The sequence below is a fragment of the Tropicimonas sediminicola genome, assembly GCF_900188335.1.
Lineage (GTDB): Bacteria > Pseudomonadota > Alphaproteobacteria > Rhodobacterales > Rhodobacteraceae > Tropicimonas > Tropicimonas sediminicola.
Map to the genome: position 1 here is coordinate 51,773 of NZ_FZOY01000009.1, position 23,568 is coordinate 75,340.

Below are 23,568 nucleotides of genomic sequence, written 5' to 3' on the forward strand. Positions count from 1 at the left end.
GCTATCACATGCCCATATCTGACGTCAGCACCCACCGGAGCGCGTTGGCGCTCCAGCGCGCGCGCGGCGATTTCTGCACGGGAGCGCCGGGGCTGCTCCGTGCCCCTCGAAGGGGAAAGCGCTCACAACCCGAGTCCCCGTGAGATCGTCCAGTATCCCGCAATAGCGGCGATCACGAGGCTGCCGCCCTGAAAGATCCAGCGCCGGAAGAACGCGGTCTTTCGGATCATGTAGAACAGCGGCAGCAGGAGGAAGAGGATGATCAACTGGCCGATCTCGATCCCGACGTTGAAGTTCAGCAGGATCTTGATCGGCTCGACGAGGCGGAACTGAAGGTCGCTCATCGCCGAGGCAAAGCCCATTCCGTGGAACAGCCCGAAGAACACGATCAGCAACCAGCGCCCGCTGTCGAGAACCGGGAACAGGTTGTTGAGCGCGACAACGACGATCGAGAGCGCGATGAGGGACTCGATCAGCTGGATGTTCGGCTGGAGAATGCCAAGGACCGTCAAGGCCAGCGTCGCCGAATGCGCAACCGCGAACAGTGTGATGACCCAGAACGCGTTCCACGCGACCTTCCCCATGCCTTCTGCAGGTTCCCAGTGCCGTGGCGGCGCCATGCGCATGACCGCGGAAAGGAGCAGAGCGGCGAGAAACAGAACGTGATCAGGACCGGCGATGACGTGGAGGATGCCCTGCCACACGAACTCCCGCGGCGTCAGGATCGTCTCGAGGTTGGTGAAGTCCAGCGTCTGAAGCGTCTTGTTGGGTCCGTAGACCTGGACAACGTGGTCCTGCGGATGGGTCAGGCCACGCTTTCGGTCGTATTCCGCGACGATGAGGCTTCGGTAGAGCGGGGACTCCCATGACAGCAGGATCTCGTTCCAGATCTCTATCTGGTCAGGCGGGTCGATCGGGGCCGTCTCGAAAGCGAAGGAGGCAAAGCGTGTCTCCGCGCCCGGCGCGAGCCCGGCCTCCCCGAAGATCACCTGAAGCTCCGCGCCATCGATCAGGAAGTCGAAGTTTTCGTCGATGTAGCGCTGTATCTCGGCCGCGTTCTCGCGGACCGCGGCTTCCCGCGCATCCTGCTCCTCCGGGATCGCGATCCCGAGCCTGTCCCGGAGGTCGTCGAACGCGATCTCGAAGCGCCCGCTCAGCCGATCCGTCTCGACGTTGATCCAGACGTAGTTCTCGTCACGCGCATGGGCCTGCGATGCGGACGCGCCTGAAATCACACAGAGCGCGGTAAGCGCCCACAGGAACAGCATCTGGCGGACCCACCGGATCGGCGCCGTTTGAACTTCACACACTCTCATCTTCCCTCCGAAACAATCATCCTGAAACTCCACCAGGCACCGGACAGGCCCTCTTGGCCATTCCGTTGCCGCACATCCCATTCTCGGACACCGCGTTCATGTCCGCTCCTCGTCCAACAACTGTCTCACCGCGCGCTCGGCGACCCGCCTCGCGGCGTAGCTTTGCGAGGCCTCCGACATGCGGGCACAGGCTGCGGCGATGCCTTCGTCCGCGAGAACGGCGTCGATCGTCCCCGATATCTGCTCTGCTGTTTCACGACCGGCCAGGCGAGCGCCCAATCCATGGGAGAGAACCCGCGCGGCGCCGCCTGGACGATCCATCATGTCGGCCGCGACGACGATCTGCGGCACACCCCGGTGCGCCGCCTCCCGAACCGATCCGACGCCGCCGTGGTTGATCATCAGGGACGCCCGTTCGAGCGCGGCAGGCTGGTCGAGCCAGTCCACCACCGTCACGTTGTCCGGGGGTGACCGCCGCGGCGCGTCGGCTTTGGGCGGGACCACGTGGATCAGGACACGGTCCGGGCGCGCCTCGAAGGCCGCCCAGAGCGCCTCGAGGAACGCGGGCGGCGGTGAGTTCACCGTGCCGAAGGAGGCCAGAACGACAGGCTTGCCGTTGGCCGCGGCCTCCGATCCCAGGATGCCCGGGACATCGGCTCGCGACACCCCCTCTGGCCGCGTCCCGGCGATCATCGGACCTATGTAGCGAACGTCATCATCCCCCTCGCCGGGAAAATCCAACTCCGCCGGACTGGTCATCAGGCAGGGCAGCCGATAGCCCCAAGGATACTGCCACCGCCTCCGCACGAACATGTCGCGAGCAACCCGGTGCTTGCGCGCCAGATGGCCCAAGGCCGACGGGATGTCCCCGCCCCAATGCCGCAGAGCGCCGACGATCTCCTGCCGGCGTTTCCAGCGGAGCAGATCTGACCATTCGTTCATGACAGGCTCGGGCGCGCCCTCAGGCTCGCTGCCCGGCACCGTAAAGGAACCGAGCGGCGGGTTCCGCGGGCCGACCATTGTCGAAAAGAAGCAATGCAAAAGGGCGGTGCGCTGACCGCGTCCGAGGGCCGCGATGATCGGCCCGTGCAGTTCGAAGTCGATCACTGCAAGGTCCGGGCTGATCTCGTCGAGCATCGCGCCGAACTCGGCGGCACCGAGCATGGCTGCTGTCTCTTCCAGTCGTTGCCGGCGCCGCGCCGGGGTCCGGACAAACGGGTTCTTGCCGAGCCCCTCCAGTGGACAGGCAAGTGGCGTGATCGGCACCTTTGGCATCGCCCGGAACGCCAGCCCGAACTCCCGCACGCGATCGCCGTGGTTTTCGGTCGTGACGAGCAGGGCCTCGTGGCCGTCACGGACAAGCCGCCGACCGAACTCGGCAGCGACGAAGACGCTGCTGAGCATTCCGGTGCTGGCGACAAGGATTCGGGCCATGCTACGTCCCGTCACCGGGCGCCAGCAGGGCACGGATCCTGCGAGGACGCCGCGGCATCAGGCGCGCCCTCCCATCAGGATCGCGGAAATCACCTGCCGCTGGATATCGGACGTGCCGCCGTAGATCACACCGCCAAGCGCATCCCGCAGATCGCGCTCTACGCCGGTTTCGGTCATGTACCCCGCACCGCCATGGATGCGCAGCGCGTCCGTGCTGTTCGCGACGAAGGCCTCGGAGATGTGGAGCTTGGTCATCGCCGCCGTCATCGTGCAGGGCTCGCCGCGATCTTTCATCTCGGCGGCGTGGTAGAGCATCAGCCGAGACGTCTCGAGCCGCAGGCGCATGTCCGCGAGCCGGTTGCCGACCGACTGGTGGTTGGCGATGGCCGTTCCGAACACCTTCCGCCTACCGGCGAAGTCCACGCATTGCTCCAACTGGCGCGCCATCGACCCGACGTGGCTGGCAAAGATGAAACAGCGCTCCCATTCGACCGAGTGCTGGAAGATCGCGCCGCCATCGCCCTCGCCTCCGAGGAGGCGGTCTTCCGGGACGAAGCAGTTGTTGAGCGTGAGCCCGCCGAGCGGGGCCGTGCGCAGGCCCATCTTCGAGGCCGGCAATCCCCGCTCGAACCCCTCGTCGCCAGCCTCCACGATGAAGGCGGAAACGCCCCACCGCCCGGCCGCCGGATCGGTCGAGGCGAAGACCAGCGCGATGTCGCATCTTGGAGCAAGGCCGATCAGGATCTTCTCGCCGTTCAGCACGTAGCCGCCGTCCACCCGTTCGGCGGTTGTCTCCAGCGCGAAGGCGTCGGACCCTGAGTCGCGCTCGGTCATGCCGTCCGCCCCGATCAGGCTGCCATCGCCCAGCCCCGGAAGCCAGCGGCGCGCCTGCTCATCTGTCGCAAAGGTCTTGATCGCTTCGGTCACCGCCCAGACCTGCCCGTTGACGGCGAGGGTCAGGCCGTTGTCGGCGCATCCCATCCCCAGTCCTTCGAGCATCGCGGCGGTCGAGGAAACACTCATGCCCCGGCCGCCGAACTCGACCGGCAGTTGCACCGACAGGAACCCGTATTCCGCGCATTTCCGCCAATCCCCCAACCAATCCTCGGCGTCCTCTGCCCCGCGCCGGTCTCGCGCTTCCAGATCGCGGCCGAGATTGGCGGCGGCAAAGTCCCGCGCGGCGTCCCGCAGTTCGATCTGCTCGGTCGTCAAAGGCATGGTGGTTCAACTCTTCCTGTTCTTGACGGGGTCCGGTCTGTTCTGGGTCCTGTGATGGAAACGGAGGGAAACTCAGCGGCTGCGGGGCCGGATGGTGTCGACAAGTTTCCCGGCCCATCGGCGCGGGGCGTTCAGTCGGGCGAGGTGGTAATCCACAAGCGTTGCAAGTTCGGCATCGGGAGACAGGCGCTTTGCCTTCATCATCTGCAGGATGGCGGAGATCGGCCGGGATTGCGCCTGCCTCAGGCGACCAAGGGCGAAAGTCGCCCAGGGATCCTTCGGCGAAAGGCGCGCAGCAGCCAGTAACGGCGGCCCGGCCGCGGCGACGTTTCCGGCTTCGAGGGCGCATAGCCCCTCCTCGATCAGTGCAGCGGCGTAGTCCGGGGCTTCGGAGGTCGCGATATCCAGTCCCCCCGCCACGTTCCCCGACGTCCTGGAATGCCTGAGCCGGTGCACGTAATCGGCCAGCGGGTCGGTCCTGACCGGCGTCTCTTCCTCCGACTGCCGCGCGGTGGGGATACTTTCCTGACCGGCTGCCCGGACCGGGTCGGCAGGCGCCGACCGAACCACGAAACACTGCACCGGAGCGCCGCGGTCGGAGAAATGCGAAATCCCCTCTTCGACGATATCGAGTTCGAAGCTGAATTCGCCGTCGGCATCAGGCATTCGCACCGAGACGGGCACCCGCGCCTGCTCCCCCGGTGCGATCGTCCTTTGCAATGGTGTCCGATGTCCAATCCGGGCGATCTCTGGCCGAGCGCCCGTGACTGCACGGGCGACAAGGAATAGCCCGCTTCCCTCGCTTGGCGTCCAGACCTCCTGACCGAGGTTCCGGATCGAGACCTCCACCTCGAACACCGCGCCACGCGCCGCGGTTTCGGGCGCGCTCACATCCCCCCACTCCAGCAGATGAGCTCCGCGCGGAAGAGGCCAGCCGCCGCGTTTGCGGGCCTGCTCCAGCCGGTCTCGGATCTTGCCGGCAAGAAGCCGCTCGTTGCGGCCCCAGTACATGTCGGAATACCCGCAGGGCAGCGAGTCGACCGTCCAGCTGCGATAGAGCCTGTCCCAGGTCTCCTCCGGCCGTTCGAAACGGCTGTAGGGGTTCGTCATTGCATGCTGCGCAACGATCAGGTCCACGTGCCCGGAATAGGGGATCGGCGGCTCTCCCTGGACCAGGATCAGCGTCGCCACCGGCCGGCGCAGGTTCAGCAGCATGTTGGCGACATTCAAAGCGACGATGCCCCCTTGGCAATGCCCGCCGAGATAGAACGGCCCGGAGGGGTATGCGTCGAGAATGTCCCGGAGGTAATGCCGCGCGACACGATGCTGGGCCGAAAGCTGGAGATCCGTGTCCTTGCTCGGGATGACGCCGTTCGCCGCGCGCATGCCGTAGACAGGCTGATCCGGTCCAAGCTGCGCGCTGAGGCGCTCGAAATCCGCCCGGGCGGTGAACCAGAAAAACAGGGGCGGCAGGGTGCCGTCGCGGTTGAGAACCGAGATCAAAGACCCCTCGCGCACCGGGTCGGGCCAGGCCGTGAGATAGGCGTGAAGTTTTGCCTGCTCGGTCTCCACAAGGCCTCCGAGCGGGTCGGCTTCGGCGGAAGACGGAGCCTGCGTCTCTGGTTCTCTCTCCTCCGCCGGCTTCGGCGGCACCTCCGCGTCGGCATCGGCAAGCATTGCATCGAGCGCGACGGCCTGATGCCGGATCGTCGTCAGACGGCCCAGCCGGGCCACCGGGATCCGCAGGCCGAGGCCCGAGCCGATCTCTGTGATCAAACGCATGGCTGCAAGCGAATGGCCCCCGAGTTCGAAGAAATCCTCGTCGAGCTCGATCTCCCGCTCCAGCCAGAGCACCCGCTTCCAGATCTCCGCCAGCGCCTTTTCGGTCTCGCTTGAAGGCGGGACGATGGCCGCCGGTGCTATAGGCGCGGTCGGCGCGGCGAGGGCGCGGTAGTCGATCTTGCCGTTCGAGGTGCGCGGCAGTTCATCGACCATCAGTAGCTGCGACGGCACCATCGCGGCCGGCAGGGCCTCGGCCAGATGCGCAGCCAAGGCGCCGATCTCGGGCGGGTTCTCCGGTTCACCGACGATCCAGGCCACGAGCGCCCGCGCCTCGTCCTCGCCACGGGCGTCAACGGCCGCCTCCCGCACTTCGGGCATGTCCATGAGGAGGGTCTCGATCAGGGTCGGCTCGATCCGGACGCCCCGGACCTTCACCTGCCGGTCGATCCGGCCGAGGTATTCGAACATGCCGTCGGCGCGTCGCCGGACCCGATCGCCCGTACGATAGGCCTTTCCGCCGTCGCGCGTCGGATCTTCAACGAACCTCTCGGCGGTTGCCTCCGGCAGGTCGAGATACCCGAGGGACACGCCCGCACCGCCGACCCAGAGCTCTCCCGGCATTCCCGGCGGCACGGGGCGGTGCCGGCTGTCCCGGATCATCAGCCGGCTGCCGGGGATCGCACGCCCGATCGGCACAGGCCCCGTGCCTTCCAGCCGTCCGAGATCGCAGACCGAGCACCAGACCGTGGCTTCCGTGGGCCCGTATTCGTTGACGAGCCGGGCGGTGACACCGCTTTGCCGGTGCTGGTGAACTATCGCCCGACTGACGGCCTCGCCGGCGACGATCACCGTCTGCAGCGAGACCAGGGCACCCGCGTCGCTGGCCTCCAGGATCAGCTTGTAGAGCGACGGCAGGCAGAGCGTGTGGGTCACGCAGCGGGCCTGTATGAGCGCCCCGATCCGGAACGGGTCCCGCGCGGCACCCGGTTCGGCAAGAACCAGCGTGCCGCCGGTGCAGAGGGTCCAGTAGATCCCGGCAACCGAACTGTCGAAGGCGATGGAAGAGAGCACCAGAAAGGCTTCCGGCGTCTCCTTGTACCAAGCCAGACGCGCCTCGGTCGACGCTGACAGGTTGCGGTGGCTGACCAGAACCCCTTTGGGCGTGCCGGTGGAGCCGGAGGTAAAGAGCAGGTAGGCCGGGCTGTCGGGCGACACCTCCGGCAAAGTTGCGTCGCCCCCCACGTTGCCGAGATCGCCGACGACAACAGCCCCCCTGCCCGACCGCTCGACCCGCTCCACGTTCTGCCTGTCGGTCAACACGACCCGGACGCCCGCATGTTCGAGGATGCGCAGAACGTGGGCATCGGGATGTTCGGCGTTGAGCGGCACATAGGTCGCGCCGGCGAGCAGCGCTCCCAGCATCGCGACGAATGCGTCCGGCCCGACGGTGATCAGGATCGCAACCCTGTCTCCGGGGCCAATCCCTTTCTCGCCCAGGCAGACCGCGACGGATCGCGCTTGCTCGACGAGTTCGCGGTAGGTGACCGAGCGCTCCCCCGTCGCAACCGCCGTCGCATCGGGCCGTTCCTCGGCACGCGCAAGGATCTCTTGGTGCACAAGACCGAAGGTTCCGAGCTCGGCGGTGTCGCCAACATCCGGCTCGCTGACCGCGCCGGAGATGTTTGGCAGCACGGGGAGGTCCTGCGGCGGGCGATCCATGGAGTCAGGCAGGGCCGCCATACCCGCCGAGACCATGTCCAGAATGCAAGGCAGGTCCGACTGACCGATGCGCCGTCCATCTGCGATGAGCCGAATGCCAATCGCGTCCCCCGGTTCGACGATCATGGTAAGCGGGAAGCCGCTGCCCGGCCGGCTCTGAACGCTGTCGAAGAGGTCTGCCTTGCCGCTGCCGGCCCCGGAGGTGGATTTCAACGAAACGATGGATTCGAAGATCGGCGCGTTCGGCGCCACCCCCAGGAGCGTCTTGAGGCGGGTCAGCGAAAGCGACGCATTCTCGTGCGAGGCCGCGGCGGTCTCCATTCGGTCGGCGATCAGCGCGCGCATGCTGGAGAACTGCGTCAGGTCCAGCCCGGCGGGCAATGTTGTCACGAAGTTTCCGACCGCCCGGTCGATTCCCTCGATCTCCGCCGGGCGCATCGTGGTGGCGATTCCGAAGATCACCTCGTCCCGGTCCAGCAGCCGCCCGAGAACAGCCGCCCAGACCGCGGCGATGGCGGCTCCCAACGTCAGGCGGTTCTCCACCAGCGAGGCTGCCACCGCGCGGCTGATGTCCGTGGAAAGTTGGCGTTCGAGGATGAGCGTGGCCGGGCCCGCGCCATCTTGACCGGCATCCACCGGCGCATCGAAAGGCAGCCGGCCCTCGGCGTGAAGCCCGGCGAGCCTGTCCGTCCACCAGGCTTCGGTCGCTGCGTTGTCGCGTCCCGCGAGCCAGTCGGCCAGCGCGCGCACCGGGATCGCATCGCGCAGGATGGGCGCCGCTCCGGTCGCGGTCGCCGCTTCGTAGAACTCTCCGACCTCCTGCAGCACCACGGCAACCGACCAGTCGTCGAGCAACGCATGGTGGACCAGCCAGCAGAACCGGTACCCGCCTCCCGGCCAGCCGATCAGCACACCGCGCATGGCCGGCAGGCTCGAGATATCGAGCCCGGTGCGACGCAGATCCGAGATCAGATCGTCCAGCGCCGCCTCGGCCTCGGCCGACGTTCTGTCGCTCCAGTCGCGTTCCTCGATCTCCAGAGTGGATGTCTCCGCGATCAGTTGAACGGGAGTGTCGAGGGTCTCCCAGACGAGCGTGCTGCGCAGAGCCTGGTGCCGGTCGATGACCTGCTGCCACGCCCTTTCGAAGGCCGGGCGATCGAGCCCCTCCGGCAACGATCCGACGATCACGCCCAGGTAGTACCCCCTGCCGGGATTGGCGACGGATTGGAGAAGCATCCCCTCCTGCGAGGGCGAGAGCGGGAGCACATCCTCCAGCCCGGAGAATTCGAGCGGCGCCTCCGTCACGACTTCGGCTTCCCGAGCAGCGCCGCGAGCTTCTTCAGGTTGTCCGGGTCGACGCTGGCGCGGACCTGTTTCGCAGCCTCCCGAGGGGCCGCCGCGCCGTCGGCGAAAGCCGCGAGCGCCTGCAGGGTCTGGTGCCGGAAGATGTCGATGGGCGAGATCGCCAGCCCGGCCGCGCGGCATCGGGCGGCGATCTGGATCGCACCAATGGAATCGCCCCCGATCTCCAGGTAGTTGTCGGCCGTTCCGATGTTGGCGCGGTTGAGCACCTCGCCCCAGATCTCCGCCAATCGCCGCTCCGTCCGCGTGGCCGGCGCCACGAAGTCGGCATTCGCTTCCTCGCCTCCGCCCCGGGCCGGAGCCGGCAGGCGGGCATCGTCGATCTTGCCGTTGGCCGTCAGCGGCACGCGGGACAGGTGCACGAAGTGCTCCGGGATCATCTCTCGCGGCAGGCACTTCGCAAGGTGGCGTCGCACGTCGCCGGGCCCGGCCTCGCCCGTGTAGTAGCAGATCAACTCGCTGTCTTCGGCGTCCGGGCGGCGGATCTCGTAGCCGATTTCGTCGAGAATGCTCCGGACATGCGCCTCGTCGATCTCGTCGTCGAGTTCCGTCTGCGCCTCTTCGAGGGTCTTGTGGCCCATGCGCACGTCCCAACTGTAGGGAACGGCATAGTTGTGAAATCCCCGCTCGGTCTTGTGCACGTGAATGCCCGCATCGTTGATCAGGCAATTGGTCGACCGGCCGGTATCGACCGGACGGATCCAGGACATCTTCTCGTCGAGATAGCGGTAGACCTCCGAGACCGGCACATCGCAATAGCGGTAGAAATCGGCGAAGGTCACCTCGTCGAAGATCCGGTCGTCGTCGAACAGGTTTCCGTTCAGCCGTTGCGACGCGGTATCGGGGTAGCGGTGGTAAGCACGGCGGGCGGCGAGGACCATGTCGTCGATCTCGTCCGGATTCCGTGCCCGTGTTTCGAAGAGCTCCCGGGTGAGGCGGGTCTCGAACATCTGCCCGCGCGAAAGACCGGTCACGATCAACGGAATGCCCTCGTCCCGCGCCAGTTTCAGGCCAAGGGTATAGATCGTCTTGAAACAGCCGTTGCAGACGTTGGCATGGCGTTTCAGGCTGTCGACGAAGATCTCGTTCATGGCCGGGGTGGAGAGGAAACGGTGCTCGATTCCGAGGTCCGCCGTGACCCGCCGGATGTTTTCCTTCGCGCCCTCCGAAATGAACCCGTTGTCGAGGGTGGCGGCCAGGATGCGCGGGGTGACCTCCGCCAGGCGGCACAGGGCATAGCTGCTGTCCTTGCCGCCCGAAAGCAGCATCAGGCAATCGTAGTCGCCCCTGCGGAACCGCGCCCGATCCTTGACGATGCCGGCAAAGGCGCCGAGGTCGCCGAAGTATTCAGACGCGCGCTCGCGAAAGCTGTCGAAGCCGGAGCAGGTGGTGCAGACGCCAGTGTCGTCGATCTCGATCCCCGGGGTGTCTGTTCCGACACCGCACCGCGTGCAATGGGCGATCGATTTGCGCGGGGCGTTCATCCGAATGACGCAGGACCCGACGTCCGGATGCGCCATCGCCGCCGCGACGATCTCGGCCGGCTCGATCCGCACGCCGCGCAGCTTCAGCTGGGTATCGAGCCGGCCGTGGTACCGCAGCGTCCCGTCCCGCGCGACGGAGCCGAGATCGCCCGTGCGATAGATCCTGCGGCTGGGCGCGAACGGGTCCGGGAGGAAGACCTCGTCGGTTGCCTCGCTGTTGCGGAAGTATCCATCTGCCAGCCGCTCGATGCCTCCGACGAAGAGCTCTGCCGGCACCTCGTCGGGCGCGGGGTTGCCGCCTGCGTCGAGCAGGTAGATCGCCGTTGCCGCAGCAGGCCGGCCGATGGGAACCGCCCGGCCGGTGTCGCTCACCGGGTCGAAACGGTGCGACATGCAGCCGACGACAGCTTCCGTCGGGCCATACTCGTTCCAGATGTCGACATCCCTGCCGAAGGCCGCCTGCGCACGGCCGGCAAGCGCCGTGGTCAGCTCCTCTCCGCCGAGCACCAGTGACCGTATATTCTCCAGCCTGCGCGGCGTTTCCGTGACCAACGCGAGGTGCGCGGGCGTGAGTTTGACGACGTCGACCGCATCTTCCTCGAACACCCGCAGCACCGAGAGATCGGGGCCATCGGCCGGCTCGCGATAGCTCCGGATCTGTCCCCCGGCCACCAGCGGCGCGAAGATCGAAGTGATCGTGAGATCGAAACCGGTGGCCGAGTGCAGCGCCCACCGCGCCCGTGGCACCGGAGAAAACTCCCGGGCCGCCCAATGGGCATAGCGCGAAAGCGCGGCACGGCCGACGACGACGCCCTTCGGGGTGCCGGTCGAGCCGGAGGTGAAGATCACATAGGCCCTGTCACACGCCGAGCCCTCGGAGGGAGTGCCCGCTGTCCGCGGCGCGATATCGGCGAGATCGAGCCGGCGGGCCGCAGGCGCCCAACGTTCCGCCAGTGCCGCTTCGGAAAGGACCAGCGCGGGTCGCGCCTCCTCGGCGATCCGGTCGAGCCGCTGCGCAGGTTGCTGCGGATCGAAAGGCACGAACACGGCGCCGCGCTTCAGTGCGCCGAGCATGGCGGCGACCAGGTCGGGCGAACGCGTCAGATGCAGGCCCACGAGGTCCCCTTGCCCCACGCCGGCATACGCGAGCGCCGCCGCAATGGCATCGGACCGCGCCGCAAGTCCCTTGCGGTCGAGATCGCCGCCGTCGCCTGCGATCACCGGCGCGTCGGGATCATCGGCGAGGTGTTTGGCGAACGCATCCAGCACGTCCTGCACCGGGCTTGCCGCCTCGGCGCGGATCTCTGCCTGCCGCCGGGTGAGCCGGACCGACTGATCGTCTCCGTCGGCGAGATCGACCGAGCCGATCCGCGCGTCGGGATCATCCAGGAAGCGGTCGAGCAGGCGCAGGAAATGTAACTGCGCGGCCTCGCGCCGCGGCGCATCAAAGGTCGAGGCATTGAAAAGCCATTTGAGCTCGCCCCCCGCGCTCTCGCCGTAATCGCTGACGTTGAGACGAACCGCGTGGCGGGGATCGGAATGGCCGTTGTCGAGCCAGTCCGCGCGCCCGATCCCGGAAACGTCGGCAAAGCTCGCGGTGATGTGGTTCAACACGACGTTGAAGCCACCCTGCAGACCGGCGGTGCTGGCTCCGGGCGCCGCGTTCCGCAACAGGTCCATGCCGGTTTCGGCGACCTTTGCGTGCAGGCTGGCAAAGGTCTCGTCCGGGTCCAGCGCGGCGGCGAGCGGGAAAAGCTCGACCATGCATCCGGCGACATCCAGGTCGGTCGCGGCATGGCGCCCGTGGGTGACCGTTCCGAGCGAAAGCCTCTCCTGCCCGGAAACCCGGTGCATCCACGCCAACAGCGCCGTGGCATAGACGTTGAACGCGGCCTGATGGCGCGACAGGGCCGCGAACCTGTCCTGCGTGACAAGCTGCGAGAGCTTCTCGCTCCGCTCCGACCCGAGCGGGATGCGGACCACGGCCGCCGCGCTTTCCCCGGGCTCTCCGGATTGCCCGTAGAGGCGCGGCAGAGCGACGGCGTTGCGCTTGACGGCCGACCAGTGATCGCGCACGGCGTCCGGAATCGGGCGCGGCTCCAGAGCCCGTGGCAGGAACTGCGCCGCGCTGGCGGGCTCAGGCTCCCTGCCCGTCCGCAACGCCGCGATCCGCGCCGCAAGGTCCTCCAGCAACACCCGGCCGGACCAGGCGTCCGTGAAGATGTGATGCTGGCAGAAATAGAAGAGGCAGTCCCCGCTCCGGGTGCGCAGGCATGCAGCCTCGAAGGTTTCGCGGGAAAGATCGAAGCCACGGCCGATCCGCTGTTCCGCCCAGTGCCTTGCGGCGGCATCGTCCTCGACATCGACCGCCCCGAAGCGCCCCGCCGGCTGCCCGCTGTCGTATTGAGCGGGCTCCGCATCGGAAGTCCGGATCACCAGCCGCAAGGCATCTCGCGACCGGCACAGGCCGTCGAACGCACGCCGCACGGTTTCCGTGTCCGGGGAACCTTCCAGTTCCACCAGCCAGGCCATGTTGTAAAGCGGGCTGTTCGGCGCCATCTGCTGGCCCGCCCAGAGCATCTTCTGCGGCGACGTGAGGGGCGCCTCGGCCAGATGTCCGGCGCGCTCTGTCATGCGGCCGTCCTTTTGGCGACATAGGCCGCGATCGCGTTCAACGTCCCGAAGTTCGAGATCTTCAGGTCGCTTGCCGGGATCTTTATGCCGAAGCTCGCCTCCAGAAAGGCAACGATCCGCATCACGCCCAGCGAGTCGATCATGCCACTGAGCAGCAGCGGCTCATCGGCGGTGATTTCCCGTTCCAGTACAAGATCCGCCTCGATGAACTCCCGTATCGTCTCATGCATTTCCAACCACTCCCGATACCTGAGCCTCGCCCGACAACTGTTCCGCCAAAGCCCGGCGATCGATCTTTCCCGAGCCCGTTCGCGGAAACTCCGGCAAGAGTTCGATCCGGTCCGGACGGGCAAAATGCGGCAACAGGCGCGCCACCGCCGCAGCAAGGTCGCGCGCTCCAATCGTTTCGTCGGGGTTCAGAATTGCCGCGCCCCTGATGACGGTAACCCCCTCGCGCAACGCAACCGTGAAGGCCGCCGCCTCCGAGACCATCGGCAACCCCGCGATGGCGCGTTCGACCTCGTCGAGTTCCACCCGGAAGCCCCGTGACTTCACCATCCGGTCGCGGCGTCCGAGGAAATCGAGATTTCCGTCAGGGCGCTCAATCACGATGTCCCCGGTGCGGTAATAGCGCTGCGTCTCGCCACCGGCCCCGGCCCTTTCCAGGAACGCCGTCCGGTTCAGTTCCGGTTGCCGCCAGTAGCCTTGCATCATCGTCGGCGCGCGGACGGCGAGTTCACCGGTCTCCCCCGGGGCGACATCCGCATCGTCCTCGCCGATCACCAGGAGGTCGGCATTGGGACAGGCGGCACCGATGGGCACCGGCCCACGGTCGGCATTCCACCCTTCCGGAACGTTGAACCACGTGCACTGATTTGTTTCGGCCGGGCCATAGACATTGCCGATCAGCGCGTCGGGAAGAAGACGTCGCAATGTCTCGAGATGCTTCGGAACGAAAACCTCGCCGCCATAGAGGACGATCCTGAGGGCACTCAGGTCGCGCGAACCAAGATCGCCGAATTCGACAAGCTGCAGCAAGGCCAGGGGGACGGAGTACCAGACCGTCAACCGCTCCGCTTCGATCAGTTCCGCGAGGCTCGCCGGCAACTTGAGCCAGGGATCGGGAATGATCGTCGTGCTTGCCCCCACCAGGGTCGAGCAGAAGTAGTCGAGGGTCGACATGTCGAAATGCAGACCGCAGGCGTTGCTGAACCGGTCGTCGGCGCGAAGGCCATACAGGTTCGCAGCCATACAGGCATAGCTCATGCCGCTGGCGTGAGTGTGCATGATACCCTTGGGCGTGCCGGTCGAGCCCGAGGTGAACATGATGTACGCGAGGTCGGTTTCCGAGAGGACCTGCGCGCGCGCACCGAGGTCGGGAGACGACAACGCCTCCTCCCAGGAGATCACGTCGACCTCTGCCTCAAGCGGCTTCGACAGGCCGATGACGGCCGACATGCTGGCGGGAAAACCGCCTGGCAGCGCAGCCCGCTTTGCCTCGGTGGTGACAAGGCATCGTGCACCGCTCAGATCGAGGATCTCACGAACGCGCTGCTGCGAAGCACCGGGATCGATCGGCACATAGGCCGCCCCTGCCCGCAGGATCCCGAAGAGCGCAATGGTGGCCTGAAACGACCGATCGAGAAACAGAGCCACCCGATCCCCCCGGCGCACGCCGGCCTCCACCAATGTTCGCGCCATTCGGGAGCTCGTATCGGCGAGCTCGGAATAGGTCAGGCTGGCCCCGTCGAACCTGAAGGCGGGCTTGTCCGGGGTCGCGTCGGCCGCGAGTCCGAGCGGCGTGTGGAGAAGAGCGGGAAAAGTCGGTTGGATCATCTTCGAACCCAATGGCGAGGATGAACGCGGCCCGGGCCGCAACGTCGAATTGATTGCCATGCCTCCCACAACGCCACTCTTTCCGAAAACTACCGACTACACATCCCCTACATATAACATTGTACGTTGGGCAAGGTTTTCGGATCAATGTATTTCCCCAACAGCGCCTGCGGGCAGCCGGACGCCCGGAAATCGAATGCGGACGTCCATGGCGGATCGAGCTGCAACGGCGGCGGACAGGCGGATTTGATTGCCGGGAGACCGGCTCCTACTGTGGCGGGAGAGTAACCCCACAATCCGGACGCCGTCGCAGGATGGCCACGGGACAGCCCGCGAGGACCGATGCCAGCAAGGATGCCCGACAAGGACGTTCCAGTTTCCGTCCACCAGTGTGGGATGGAGGAGATCTGGGCGGAGCTCCGGACGTCAGAAGGGCAGACTGCCCCCTTTGCGATTGTCCTGTCCCTCGGCTCACCCGCGGATGCCGACTTGCCCGAAGCATCGCTCCTTTGCCCGGAGGAAACGAGCCGACACCGGCGCATACGGGAGCCGGTGTCGTCCTGGGCCTATCTCTGCAGTCATATTGCCTTGAGGCTTCTCGCCGGCCGGGCGTTGCGCCGGTCTCCCGCCGCGCTTGAATTCCTCAGCCCCGGCGCGCCCAACGTGGCACCCAGGCTCCGTGGTCAGGCACAGACCGGGCTTCAGGTCAGCCTCTCGCATTCGGGCGGGTGGGCAGCCATAGGGCTGCGGCAGGGCGGCCCCATCGGGATCGACGTCGAGCAGGTTTCGCGAGAGATCGACGCGCTTGCCGTCGCGGACCACTTCCTGACGCCGAACGAGTTGAACGAACTTCGCGCCCTGCCCGGTCATGCGCAAGGGCCATCGGCCTTGCGGTCCTGGTGCGCCAAGGAAGCGGTGCTGAAGGCGGCCGGCACGGGATTGTCGACCGATCCCCGAACCGTTCCGGTTCACTGGTCGGGACACGCCGGAACCAGCGCTCTGGACGGGGTCGGCTACGAACTTGCCCTCATAGGAGAGCGGTCCGCCGGGAAAGCCACGGGAGCAATCGCCGGCAAGGCGCCGGTCGGCCAGATCATCGAAGCGCATTCATCCTTCAACGAACTCCTGTCGCTCTTCCGCGAGTCGCAACCATGGTGGGAGACGCCCGTCGACTAGCCCCTGCCCGTCCCCGGGAACTGGCCATAGGGCGAGCCCGATTCATGGAAATGCCCGCCGGCGGATGAACCTGACAGGGCCGCCTTCGCCTCGCAAACGGTCGCGGCATCAAGGACCATCCCCGCGGACGGTCGTCTGTGAAGCCGTGTTCTTGCCCTCGCAGCGATCCCTCAGGCGGCCTTCTTGAAGGTCCCCGACGTGGAACTGGGCGACGAGGGTCGCGGCGAGAGCGGGGTCACGTTATCGGGGGCGTGCGTCCTGCGGTTCGTCGCTTTCAGCAGGGCGCGAAACACCACGAGGGTCGCGAGGGCCGCGCCGAGGCTGACAAGGTCTGCGCCCGCCGAAAGGACGACAGCAAGGGAAAAGCCGCCTGTCAGGACATTGGCGAGGCCGATCACAGACCCGACGAGCCCGAGCGGGAAGAACCCGACCAGGAGCGACAGCAGGATCATCGCGAGCATTTCACCACGCAGCCGGCTCCCGGGACTGGAGAGGATGTTGCAGTAGTAGATCGCGCAGACGAGGCCGAGGGAGCCGAGGCTGGCGGCAAGGATGGCGGCGTGGTGCATGTCTTCCTCGATGGGTTGGTGCCTCCGGGAAACGAAGGCGGTGGGATGTCTCTTGTTGGTTGATGAGCAGGCGGTGCGCCCGAGGATCCGGCAATCGCACCGGACAGAACATCGCGTGCGCCTGCTCTCCAGACTGCACGGGCAAGGGCTGAACGGGCGATCGTGCGAGGCAGCAATGGCGCGGAGCCGACCGTGGCCCCCAGGAGGAGCACGGGTTCACTTGCGACCGGACGCCGGGCGGGTGCCTTCAAGTTCGACCCTCTTGCGGCCCGCCTGGTCGGGGACGCGACGACCGTCCGTCGAAGGGGACAAGACCGGACGCGGATGCGCTCCGGCGTTTGGTCTGCGGCGGGCCGATGAGATATCTGTAGCGCCGGATCGGTTACAAGTGGGACCCGGAAAATATATTTCTCGCCGCCCCGATTGCATTGCCGCCGCGCCTTCCCACATCTCCGTCGCTCGGGTTCCGATCATGCGCCAGCGCGGCCAGGCCGCCGGTGCGGACCGCCGCTGCGAGTGCATCGAACCCGGAGTGGAAAATTGGACCTCCTGTTCCTCGACTTTCTCGGCAAACCGGCCTGGGCCTGGGTCTTCTTCCTGACAATCGTCCTTGCGCTCCTCGTCTTCGACCTCGGCGTTCTGCACCGCAAGAGCCATGAGATCGGCGTTCGCGAGAGCCTTCTCCTGTCGGCCTTCTACATTGGCGTGGGCCTGCTGTTCTCGGTCTGGATCTGGCAGCATATGAGAGAGCGGGCGGCGCTGCTGTATCTCACCGGTTTCGTCGTGGAGAAAAGCCTGGCGCTCGACAACATCTTCGTCATCGCGATGATCTTCGGCTATTTCGGCGTGCCCCGCGCCTATCAGCACCGGGTGCTCGTTTACGGGATCCTCGGCGTGATCCTGCTTCGGGGCGTCATGATCGGGGTGGGCGCCGCGGTGGTCGAGCGCTTCGAGTGGGTCCTGCTCCTCTTCGCGGCCTTCCTCATAATCACCGGCATTCGCATGCTGCGCGATGGAGGCGGTGAATATGACGTCGCGAAGAACCCGGTTCTGCGCTTCATGCGGTCGCGTTTCCGGGTCACCGACGACCTGCACGGCGACAGGTTCTTTGTGCGGCTGCCGCAGGAAACGACCGGGCAGATGGCCCTCTTCGTGACGCCGCTGTTCCTCGCGCTGGTAATGGTGGAACTGGCGGACGTGATCTTTGCCGTGGATTCGATCCCGGCGATCTTCGCGATCACGACCGATCCCTACATCGTCTACACGTCGAACATTTTCGCCATCCTCGGCCTCCGGGCGCTCTATTTCGCCCTCGCGGCCATGATGCACCGCTTCGTCTACCTGAAGACGGCTGTGTCTCTCGTGCTGATCTTCATCGGCGCCAAGGTGATCGGCGCCGAGGTTATGGGGATCGAGAAGGTTCCCGCGGAGATCTCTCTCGGGATCACCGCCCTCCTCCTTGGCGGCGGCATGGCGCTGTCGCTCTGGCGGACCCGGGCGCCTGTGGTGGACCCCGTGCCGGCACCGCTCCCGCCGACAGCTCCGATGGCGAGTTCCGAATGACCCTGCTCCATCCGGCCCGGCCGCTGGTTGCGCAGAACCCGGGGCAGCGGCTTTCCGGCGTGCTCCGGGATCTGGTCGCGGGAGGCGGCGAGAGGATCTCGGTGGGCGACCTCGTCGCAGCGCTGCGCGACCGGAGCTTCGCTCCGCTGATGATCCTGCTTGCCATCCCCAACCTGTTCTTCTTCGTTCCCGGCTCGTCGGTTTTCACCGGTCTGCCGCTGATGTTCCTCGCCCTGCAGTTCCTGACCGGCCGGCAGGATGTCTGGCTGCCGCGCCGGGTGGCCGACCTCTCGATCGACCGCGCGGCCTTCGCCAGGATCGTCGCCTCGTCCAGCCCCTACATCGAGCGGGTCGAAAGGTTGGCGCGGCCGCGCTGGTGGCCGTCCTCGCACCTCTTCGCCGAGCGGCTGATCGGCCTTGCAACGCTGGTCCTGTCGACGTTCCTGTTCCTGCCGATCCCCTTCGCGAACGGGTTGCCCGCCCTTTCGATCATCCTCCTTGCGCTCGGCCTGAGCGAACGGGACGGCTACTGGCTGGCCGCCGGCCTGCTGATGACACTGGTCTCCATCGCTCTTGTCGCGGGAATGGTCTCGCTCGGGGCCTTCGCCGTCGTGGAGTTCATCCTGAGATGACACCCCAATCCGTTGCCGGGCTGCCGCTGAACACGGCGGCTCCGCACGCCCCGGACCGCTCCGGGCCTGGCCGGACGGCCACGCTGACGCTGGGTGCGGTCGGCGTTGTCTATGGCGACATCGGCACCAGCCCGCTCTACGCCTTTCGCGAGGCCCTGCGGCCGGCCGCCGCCGACGGTGCGACGCAGGCAGAGATCATGGGCGTGGTGTCGCTTCTGCTCTGGGCGCTGATCCTGATCGTCACCCTCAAATACGTGCTGTTCCTGCTTCGGGCGGACAACCGCGGAGAAGGCGGCATCCTGGCGCTCTTCGCCCTGGTCCAGTCCTTTCCGCAGCGGTCCGGGGCGGTGTTCTTCCTTGGCGTGGCGGGGGCCGCGCTGTTTTTCGGCGACGCGATCATCACCCCCGCCATTTCGGTGCTGTCGGCGGTCGAGGGTCTCAAGCTCGTCACGCCGGTCTTCGAACCCTTCGTTCTGCCCATTGCCGTCGGTATTCTCGGTGGCTTGTTCCTCATCCAGAGCGGCGGCACCGGCCCGCTCGCGCGCTGGTTCGGCCCGATCACCGTGCTGTGGTTTCTGGCAATGGGGGCAGCCGGTGTCGTCCAGATCGTCGCGCAACCCGCAGTGCTGGGCGCACTCAACCCGGCGCATGCCATCGGCTTCCTCGGCGAGCACGGGCGCGTCGCCTTCGTGGTCCTCGGCGCGGTATTCCTTGCCGTGACCGGGGCCGAGGCGCTCTACGCGGATCTCGGCCACTTCGGGCGCCTGCCGATCCGCCTGGCGTGGTTCGCCCTGGTGTTCCCGGCGCTTTCCCTGAACTACCTCGGACAGGGCGCGCTCGTCCTCGGCAACCCGCAGGCGCTGTCGGACCCGTTCTTCCTCATGGTCCCGCCCTGGGCGCTTCCCGGCCTCGTCGTGCTCGCCACGCTCGCCACGGTGATCGCCAGCCAGGCCGTGATCACCGGCGCCTTCTCGATGACCCGCCAGGCAATTCAGCTCGGCCTGCTGCCGCGCTTCGAGATCCGCCACACTTCGGAAACGGAATCCGGCCAGATCTTTCTTCCGGCCATCAACGTTCTGCTGTTGACCGGGGTCTTGGTGCTGGTGAGCGAGTTCCGCACGTCCTCGGCGCTCGCCGCTGCCTATGGGATCGCCGTCAGCGGCACGATGATCGTGACGACCGCCCTCGCCTATCGGATGCTGCATCGCGTCCGGCGCTGGCACCCGCTGCTCGCCGCCGCCACCGTTGTGCCGGTGCTGCTGATCGAAGGCGCCTTCTTTGCAGCCAATTCCCTCAAGGTGCCGGACGGCGGCTACGTTCCGCTCCTCCTCGGCGCCGCGATCGTCGTGATGATGTGGACATGGGCCACCGGCACGCGCGAACTCTACAACCGGACCCACAAGCAGGCCATCTCGCTTGAGCAATTCGTCCGGAGCATCGAGAAAGGCTCGGCGGCGCGAACGCCCGGTGTCGCCGTCTTCCTGACCAGCGACCCGAGCGCGACGCCGCCCGCATTGCTTCACAACCTCAAGCACAACGGCGTCCTGCACGAGCACATCATCGTGGTGACCGTGGAAACGTCATACCGGCCGAGGCTGGACGACGCCGACCGTGTGCAGATCGATCGCCTGAGCGACCGGTTCGACCGCGTCCGCCTGAGGTTCGGCTTCATGGAAACCCCGAACGTCAACCGCGCTCTCGGCCTTTGCCGCAGACGCGGGCTGGACTTCGAGGGGCGGAAGACATCGTTCTTCCTCGGCCGTCGCAAGCTGGTCGCGCGGCCCGAAATTGGCATGCCCGCATGGCAGGACAGGCTTTACATCCTGATGTCGCGCTTCGCCGCCGACCCCAGCGACTTCTACCACCTGCCCCGCGATCGCGTGGTGGAACTCGGTTCACAGGTGGCGGTGTGATGCGGTCGAGACAGGGGGGTCGTGATTGGCGCCCCACATTCGTTCGCTCGGTCTCGCGCCGGATGGAGTGCAGCGAAACCCTCCCGTCCATCAATCGCCGTCAGGTCCCGGAACTCGGATCATCCCGGCTGCCTTTCTCACAATCCTCGGGACGCTTGCCGGTTTCCGAAATCGAGGGCGGCTCAAGGCGAGGCTTCATCGGGCGGACCTTCTCGCCCGCGTCGAGGCACAGGCGGATCTCGTCGGCTTCCAGCACCTCGCGCTTCTCCAGTTCCCGGATCAGGAAGCTGACCGCGTCCTCGTTCCGGGACAGGATGTCCTCGGCCTGGGCCTCGGCTTTCTTCAAAAGGGTCATCACGGCCAGATCCACGCGCGCGGCGGTTTCATCGGCATGTTCGCGGGGCTGCGCGATGGACTGCCCGAGGAAGGGGTGATCCTCGCTCTGGCGCAGGTCGACCGGCCCCAGTTCCTCGGTCATGCCCCAGCGGGCCACCATCGAGCGCGCAAGTTCGGTCGCGCGCTTGATGTCGTCGTCGGCTCCCGAACTCACGCTGCCGAGGAAATGCCGCTCGGCCGCGCGACCGGCCAGCAGGATCGCGAGCTGCGCCCGGAGGTAGCCTTCGGGAAGCGTATGGTGTTCCTCGCGGCTCAGCATGTGGGTGCCGCCTAGGCTGCGGCCACGCGGGATGATGGTGACCTTGTAGAGCGGGTCAGCCTCGGGCGTGAAATGGGCGACCGCCGTGTGACCGGCTTCGTGGACGGCCAGGCGGTGACGTTCCTGCGGCTGTATGGCCAGCGTGCGGACCGTGCCGAGTATGATCTTGTCGCGCGCTTCCTGGAGGTCGGCTGCGTCGACAAGGTCGCCCTGACGCCGTGCCGCGAGGATCGCCGCCTCGTTGAGAAGGTTCCTGAGGTCTGCCCCCGAAAAGCCGGGCGTGCCGGCCGCAACGTCGTCGAGATCGGCGGTGTTGGACAACGGGATGTCCCGGGCGTGGATGTCCAGGATGGCCCTGCGCGCCTTCTGGTCGGGCAGGTTCAGGGTCACGTGGCGGTCGAACCGGCCCGGTCGCAGCAGGGCGGGGTCGAGGACGTCCGGGCGGTTGGTGGCGGCCAGCACCACCACGGCCTCCCGCCCGGTGAACCCGTCGAGCTCGGCGAGGATCTGGTTCAGTGTCTGCTCGCGCTCGTCGTGGCCGCCGCCGAGACCCGTCCCGCGGGTGCGCCCGATACTGTCGAGCTCGTCGATGAAGATGACGGACGGCGCGCTCTTGCGGGCGGCATCGAACATCGCCCGCACCCGTCCGGCGCCGACGCCGACAAAGACCTCGATGAACTCCGACCCGGACGTGGAGAAGAACGGCACCCCGGCCTCTCCCGCGAGCGCCCGCGCCAGGAGCGTCTTGCCGGTGCCCGGCGGCCCCATGAGCAGCACGCCGCGGGGCACGACCGCGCCGACCCTCTGGAACCGCTCCGGCTCGCGCAGGAACTCCACCAGTTCGGCGACTTCCTTCTTGGCCTGTTCCTGACCGGCGACGTCGGCAAACGTGGTGTCCGAGTGCGACGCCGTCGGTTGCGAGAAACGCCCGCTGAACATCCCGCCGATGCCGCGACTGTCGATGCCGCCGATCTGGCTGAACATCCGTCGTTGCAGCCAGACATAGACGCCCAGGATCACGATCCACGGCAGGAACAGAAGCAGCAGCGAGTCGCCTGCGGGCGCCTCTGCCGTGATCTCGACATCCGCGGCCTCCAGCATCGCAAGAAGGTCGGGATCCGGCTGGACGGGCGTGACGGCCTTGTACCGCGCCACCTCGCCGGTCGTGTCGGCGGCAAGGGTGACCGTGATCGCGTTTTCGCCGAGCACGGCTTCGGCAACCGCACCGGTGCCGATCAACCGCTTCATTTCGCTGTAGGATACGGTTTCGACGGCGGCTCCGGGCTGCAGCATGGAGAACATCACCAGCAGCAGGAGCGCGAACGCCCATGGGATGAGCATGGACTCGGCCCACGGGGAATTGGGGCCATTCGGTCGCTTGTTCGGGTCGTCGGACATGGCTGTTCCACTCCGAGATCGAGGATGCCATGGCTCGAGGCTGCACGCGTTGACGCAGGTCAACGCGCGCGAGGCCGAAGGCGCCCCGTCAACGGGACGCCCATTTGCTACCAGATCGCCGGCCAGGGGATGCGCCCCGGATCGACCTGCGGTTCCAGCCCGAGGTCGCGCAGGCGATGCGGCGAGAGCTCCGGTCCGAGGATCCGGGGCGTTGGGCGGCGGCGTCGGACCGACCACCCGAGATATCTCAACAACATTCTGAAATCCTTTTGTGAAAAGATGGGGCGGCCCGGCGGGCATCAAGGTTCCCGATGCCCGCAGAGCGTGGCGGGGCGTCAGTTCGCCGGCATGGTCACCCGGTAGAAGGGCGCGCTGGCCGCCGCACTCGCCGCGACAGGTTCCAGCCGCTGCGCCTCCGTCGGAGGCAGCGACCGGAGATAGGCGACGAGCGCAGCGACATCCTCGTCGGACAGCTCCGCATAGGCCGGCCAGGGCATCGCGGGCGCCAACAAGCGCCCGTCCGGCCGCTGACCGGTCCGGATCGCATCCGCGATCTGCGTGTCGGTCCAGTCGCCGAGACCGGAGGTGCTCGGGGTCAGGTTGGGGGGCCAGAAGATCCCGAGCCCGGGGATCTCGAAGCCGATGTTGCCGCCGGACAGGCCGGCGTCCATAACCGGCGCACCATCGGCCCCACGCGGCATGTGACAGCCGGCGCAATCCATGATGCGGGCCAGGTAGCCGCCGCGCGCGATGGCATCGCCCTCGGCATCGGCGCGATGGCCGACAGACAGGAGCGCCGCTGTGGTCAGCGCCACAAGCTGCATTGGTCTCATTTCTGTTCTCCTTGAGGAATGCCCGGGCAGCGCCCGGGCCGTGA

General features: G+C 66.8%; 15 protein-coding genes. 4 read left to right on the top strand and 11 right to left on the bottom strand.

Going from position 1 to position 23,568, the window contains the following annotated elements; translation table 11 throughout:
- Nucleotides 1-122: 122 nt before the first annotated feature.
- The 7 genes from CHB86_RS19580 to CHB86_RS19610 all read right to left on the bottom strand — a co-directional run bounded on the left by CHB86_RS19580 (nucleotide 123) and on the right by CHB86_RS19610 (nucleotide 14,845).
- The gene (locus CHB86_RS19580) at nucleotides 123-1,310 is read right to left on the bottom strand and encodes a HupE/UreJ family protein (RefSeq protein WP_176442941.1); all 1,188 of its coding nucleotides are present in this window, start codon (nucleotides 1,308-1,310) and stop codon (nucleotides 123-125) included.
- A gap of 102 nt (nucleotides 1,311-1,412) precedes the next feature.
- Nucleotides 1,413-2,750 carry a nucleotide disphospho-sugar-binding domain-containing protein gene (locus CHB86_RS19585; protein WP_089234805.1) on the bottom strand — a complete coding sequence of 446 codons (1,338 nt, stop codon included), beginning with the start codon at nucleotides 2,748-2,750 and terminating at the stop codon, nucleotides 1,413-1,415.
- A gap of 57 nt (nucleotides 2,751-2,807) precedes the next feature.
- Entirely contained in the window at nucleotides 2,808-3,968 is a 1,161-nt protein-coding gene (locus tag CHB86_RS19590; protein WP_089234806.1) for an acyl-CoA dehydrogenase family protein, read from the bottom strand.
- Between the two features lie 72 nt (nucleotides 3,969-4,040).
- Entirely contained in the window at nucleotides 4,041-8,774 is a 4,734-nt protein-coding gene (locus tag CHB86_RS19595) for a non-ribosomal peptide synthetase (protein ID WP_176442942.1), read from the bottom strand.
- Entirely contained in the window at nucleotides 8,771-12,949 is a 4,179-nt protein-coding gene (locus CHB86_RS19600) for a non-ribosomal peptide synthetase (RefSeq protein ID WP_089234808.1), read from the bottom strand. The genes CHB86_RS19595 and CHB86_RS19600 overlap by 4 nt, the downstream gene beginning before the upstream one ends.
- On the bottom strand, nucleotides 12,946-13,179 hold the full coding sequence (locus tag CHB86_RS19605; RefSeq protein ID WP_089234809.1) for an acyl carrier protein: 234 nt from the start codon (nucleotides 13,177-13,179) through the stop codon (nucleotides 12,946-12,948). Before CHB86_RS19605 ends, CHB86_RS19600 begins: the two co-directional genes overlap by 4 nt.
- Nucleotides 13,172-14,845, bottom strand: a complete 1,674-nt coding sequence (locus CHB86_RS19610; protein WP_089234810.1) for an amino acid adenylation domain-containing protein — start codon at nucleotides 14,843-14,845, stop codon at nucleotides 13,172-13,174. Before CHB86_RS19610 ends, CHB86_RS19605 begins: the two co-directional genes overlap by 8 nt.
- 603 nt (nucleotides 14,846-15,448) lie before the next feature.
- On the opposite strand from CHB86_RS19610, the gene CHB86_RS19615 reads away from it, so the two are divergent.
- The gene (locus CHB86_RS19615; RefSeq protein WP_217898343.1) at nucleotides 15,449-15,961 is read left to right on the top strand and encodes a 4'-phosphopantetheinyl transferase family protein; all 513 of its coding nucleotides are present in this window, start codon (nucleotides 15,449-15,451) and stop codon (nucleotides 15,959-15,961) included.
- Between the two features lie 170 nt (nucleotides 15,962-16,131).
- On the opposite strand, the gene CHB86_RS19620 is transcribed toward CHB86_RS19615, so the two are convergent.
- Nucleotides 16,132-16,530, bottom strand: coding sequence for a hypothetical protein (locus tag CHB86_RS19620; RefSeq protein WP_089234812.1), 399 nt, complete (start codon nucleotides 16,528-16,530; stop codon nucleotides 16,132-16,134).
- A gap of 540 nt (nucleotides 16,531-17,070) precedes the next feature.
- Here CHB86_RS19620 and CHB86_RS19625 point away from each other — a divergent pair.
- The 3 genes from CHB86_RS19625 to CHB86_RS19635 are packed head-to-tail and all read left to right on the top strand — an operon-like array spanning nucleotide 17,071 to nucleotide 20,638.
- Nucleotides 17,071-18,093, top strand: coding sequence for a TerC family protein (locus tag CHB86_RS19625; protein WP_089234813.1), 1,023 nt, complete (start codon nucleotides 17,071-17,073; stop codon nucleotides 18,091-18,093).
- Complete coding sequence (locus tag CHB86_RS19630) at nucleotides 18,090-18,725, top strand: exopolysaccharide biosynthesis protein (RefSeq protein WP_089234814.1); 636 nt, start codon at nucleotides 18,090-18,092, stop codon at nucleotides 18,723-18,725. The genes CHB86_RS19625 and CHB86_RS19630 overlap by 4 nt, the downstream gene beginning before the upstream one ends.
- The gene (locus tag CHB86_RS19635; RefSeq protein WP_089234815.1) at nucleotides 18,722-20,638 is read left to right on the top strand and encodes a potassium transporter Kup; all 1,917 of its coding nucleotides are present in this window, start codon (nucleotides 18,722-18,724) and stop codon (nucleotides 20,636-20,638) included. Before CHB86_RS19630 ends, CHB86_RS19635 begins: the two co-directional genes overlap by 4 nt.
- A 100-nt stretch (nucleotides 20,639-20,738) precedes the next feature.
- Here the strand turns inward: CHB86_RS19635 and ftsH are convergent, their stop codons facing one another.
- The 3 genes from ftsH to CHB86_RS19645 form a co-directional block, all read right to left on the bottom strand.
- The gene (gene ftsH, locus CHB86_RS19640) at nucleotides 20,739-22,691 is read right to left on the bottom strand and encodes an ATP-dependent zinc metalloprotease FtsH (protein ID WP_089234816.1); all 1,953 of its coding nucleotides are present in this window, start codon (nucleotides 22,689-22,691) and stop codon (nucleotides 20,739-20,741) included.
- Between the two features lie 107 nt (nucleotides 22,692-22,798).
- Entirely contained in the window at nucleotides 22,799-22,948 is a 150-nt protein-coding gene (locus tag CHB86_RS24750; RefSeq protein ID WP_176442944.1) for a hypothetical protein, read from the bottom strand.
- A 78-nt stretch (nucleotides 22,949-23,026) separates the two neighbouring features.
- Nucleotides 23,027-23,524: a c-type cytochrome gene (locus CHB86_RS19645; protein WP_089234817.1), complete on the bottom strand. Its 498-nt coding sequence runs from the start codon at nucleotides 23,522-23,524 to the stop codon at nucleotides 23,027-23,029.
- Nucleotides 23,525-23,568: the final 44 nt, after the last annotated feature.

What these genes read in the sequence shown, in the direction of transcription:
- CHB86_RS19585 (WP_089234805.1), bottom strand. Translation starts at nt 2,750, where the DNA reads ATGGCCCGAATCCTTGTCGCCAGCACCGGAATGCTCAGCAGCGTCTTC.
- CHB86_RS19590 (WP_089234806.1), bottom strand. Translation starts at nt 3,968, where the DNA reads ATGCCTTTGACGACCGAGCAGATCGAACTGCGGGACGCCGCGCGGGAC.
- CHB86_RS19600 (WP_089234808.1), bottom strand. Translation starts at nt 12,949, where the DNA reads ATGACAGAGCGCGCCGGACATCTGGCCGAGGCGCCCCTCACGTCGCCG.
- CHB86_RS19605 (WP_089234809.1), bottom strand. Translation starts at nt 13,179, where the DNA reads ATGCATGAGACGATACGGGAGTTCATCGAGGCGGATCTTGTACTGGAA.
- CHB86_RS19610 (WP_089234810.1), bottom strand. Translation starts at nt 14,845, where the DNA reads ATGGCAATCAATTCGACGTTGCGGCCCGGGCCGCGTTCATCCTCGCCA.
- CHB86_RS19620 (WP_089234812.1), bottom strand. Translation starts at nt 16,530, where the DNA reads ATGCACCACGCCGCCATCCTTGCCGCCAGCCTCGGCTCCCTCGGCCTC.
- CHB86_RS19630 (WP_089234814.1), top strand. Translation starts at nt 18,090, where the DNA reads ATGACCCTGCTCCATCCGGCCCGGCCGCTGGTTGCGCAGAACCCGGGG.
- CHB86_RS19635 (WP_089234815.1), top strand. Translation starts at nt 18,722, where the DNA reads ATGACACCCCAATCCGTTGCCGGGCTGCCGCTGAACACGGCGGCTCCG.
- ftsH (WP_089234816.1), bottom strand. Translation starts at nt 22,691, where the DNA reads ATGTCCGACGACCCGAACAAGCGACCGAATGGCCCCAATTCCCCGTGG.
- CHB86_RS24750 (WP_176442944.1), bottom strand. Translation starts at nt 22,948, where the DNA reads ATGTTGTTGAGATATCTCGGGTGGTCGGTCCGACGCCGCCGCCCAACG.
- CHB86_RS19645 (WP_089234817.1), bottom strand. Translation starts at nt 23,524, where the DNA reads ATGAGACCAATGCAGCTTGTGGCGCTGACCACAGCGGCGCTCCTGTCT.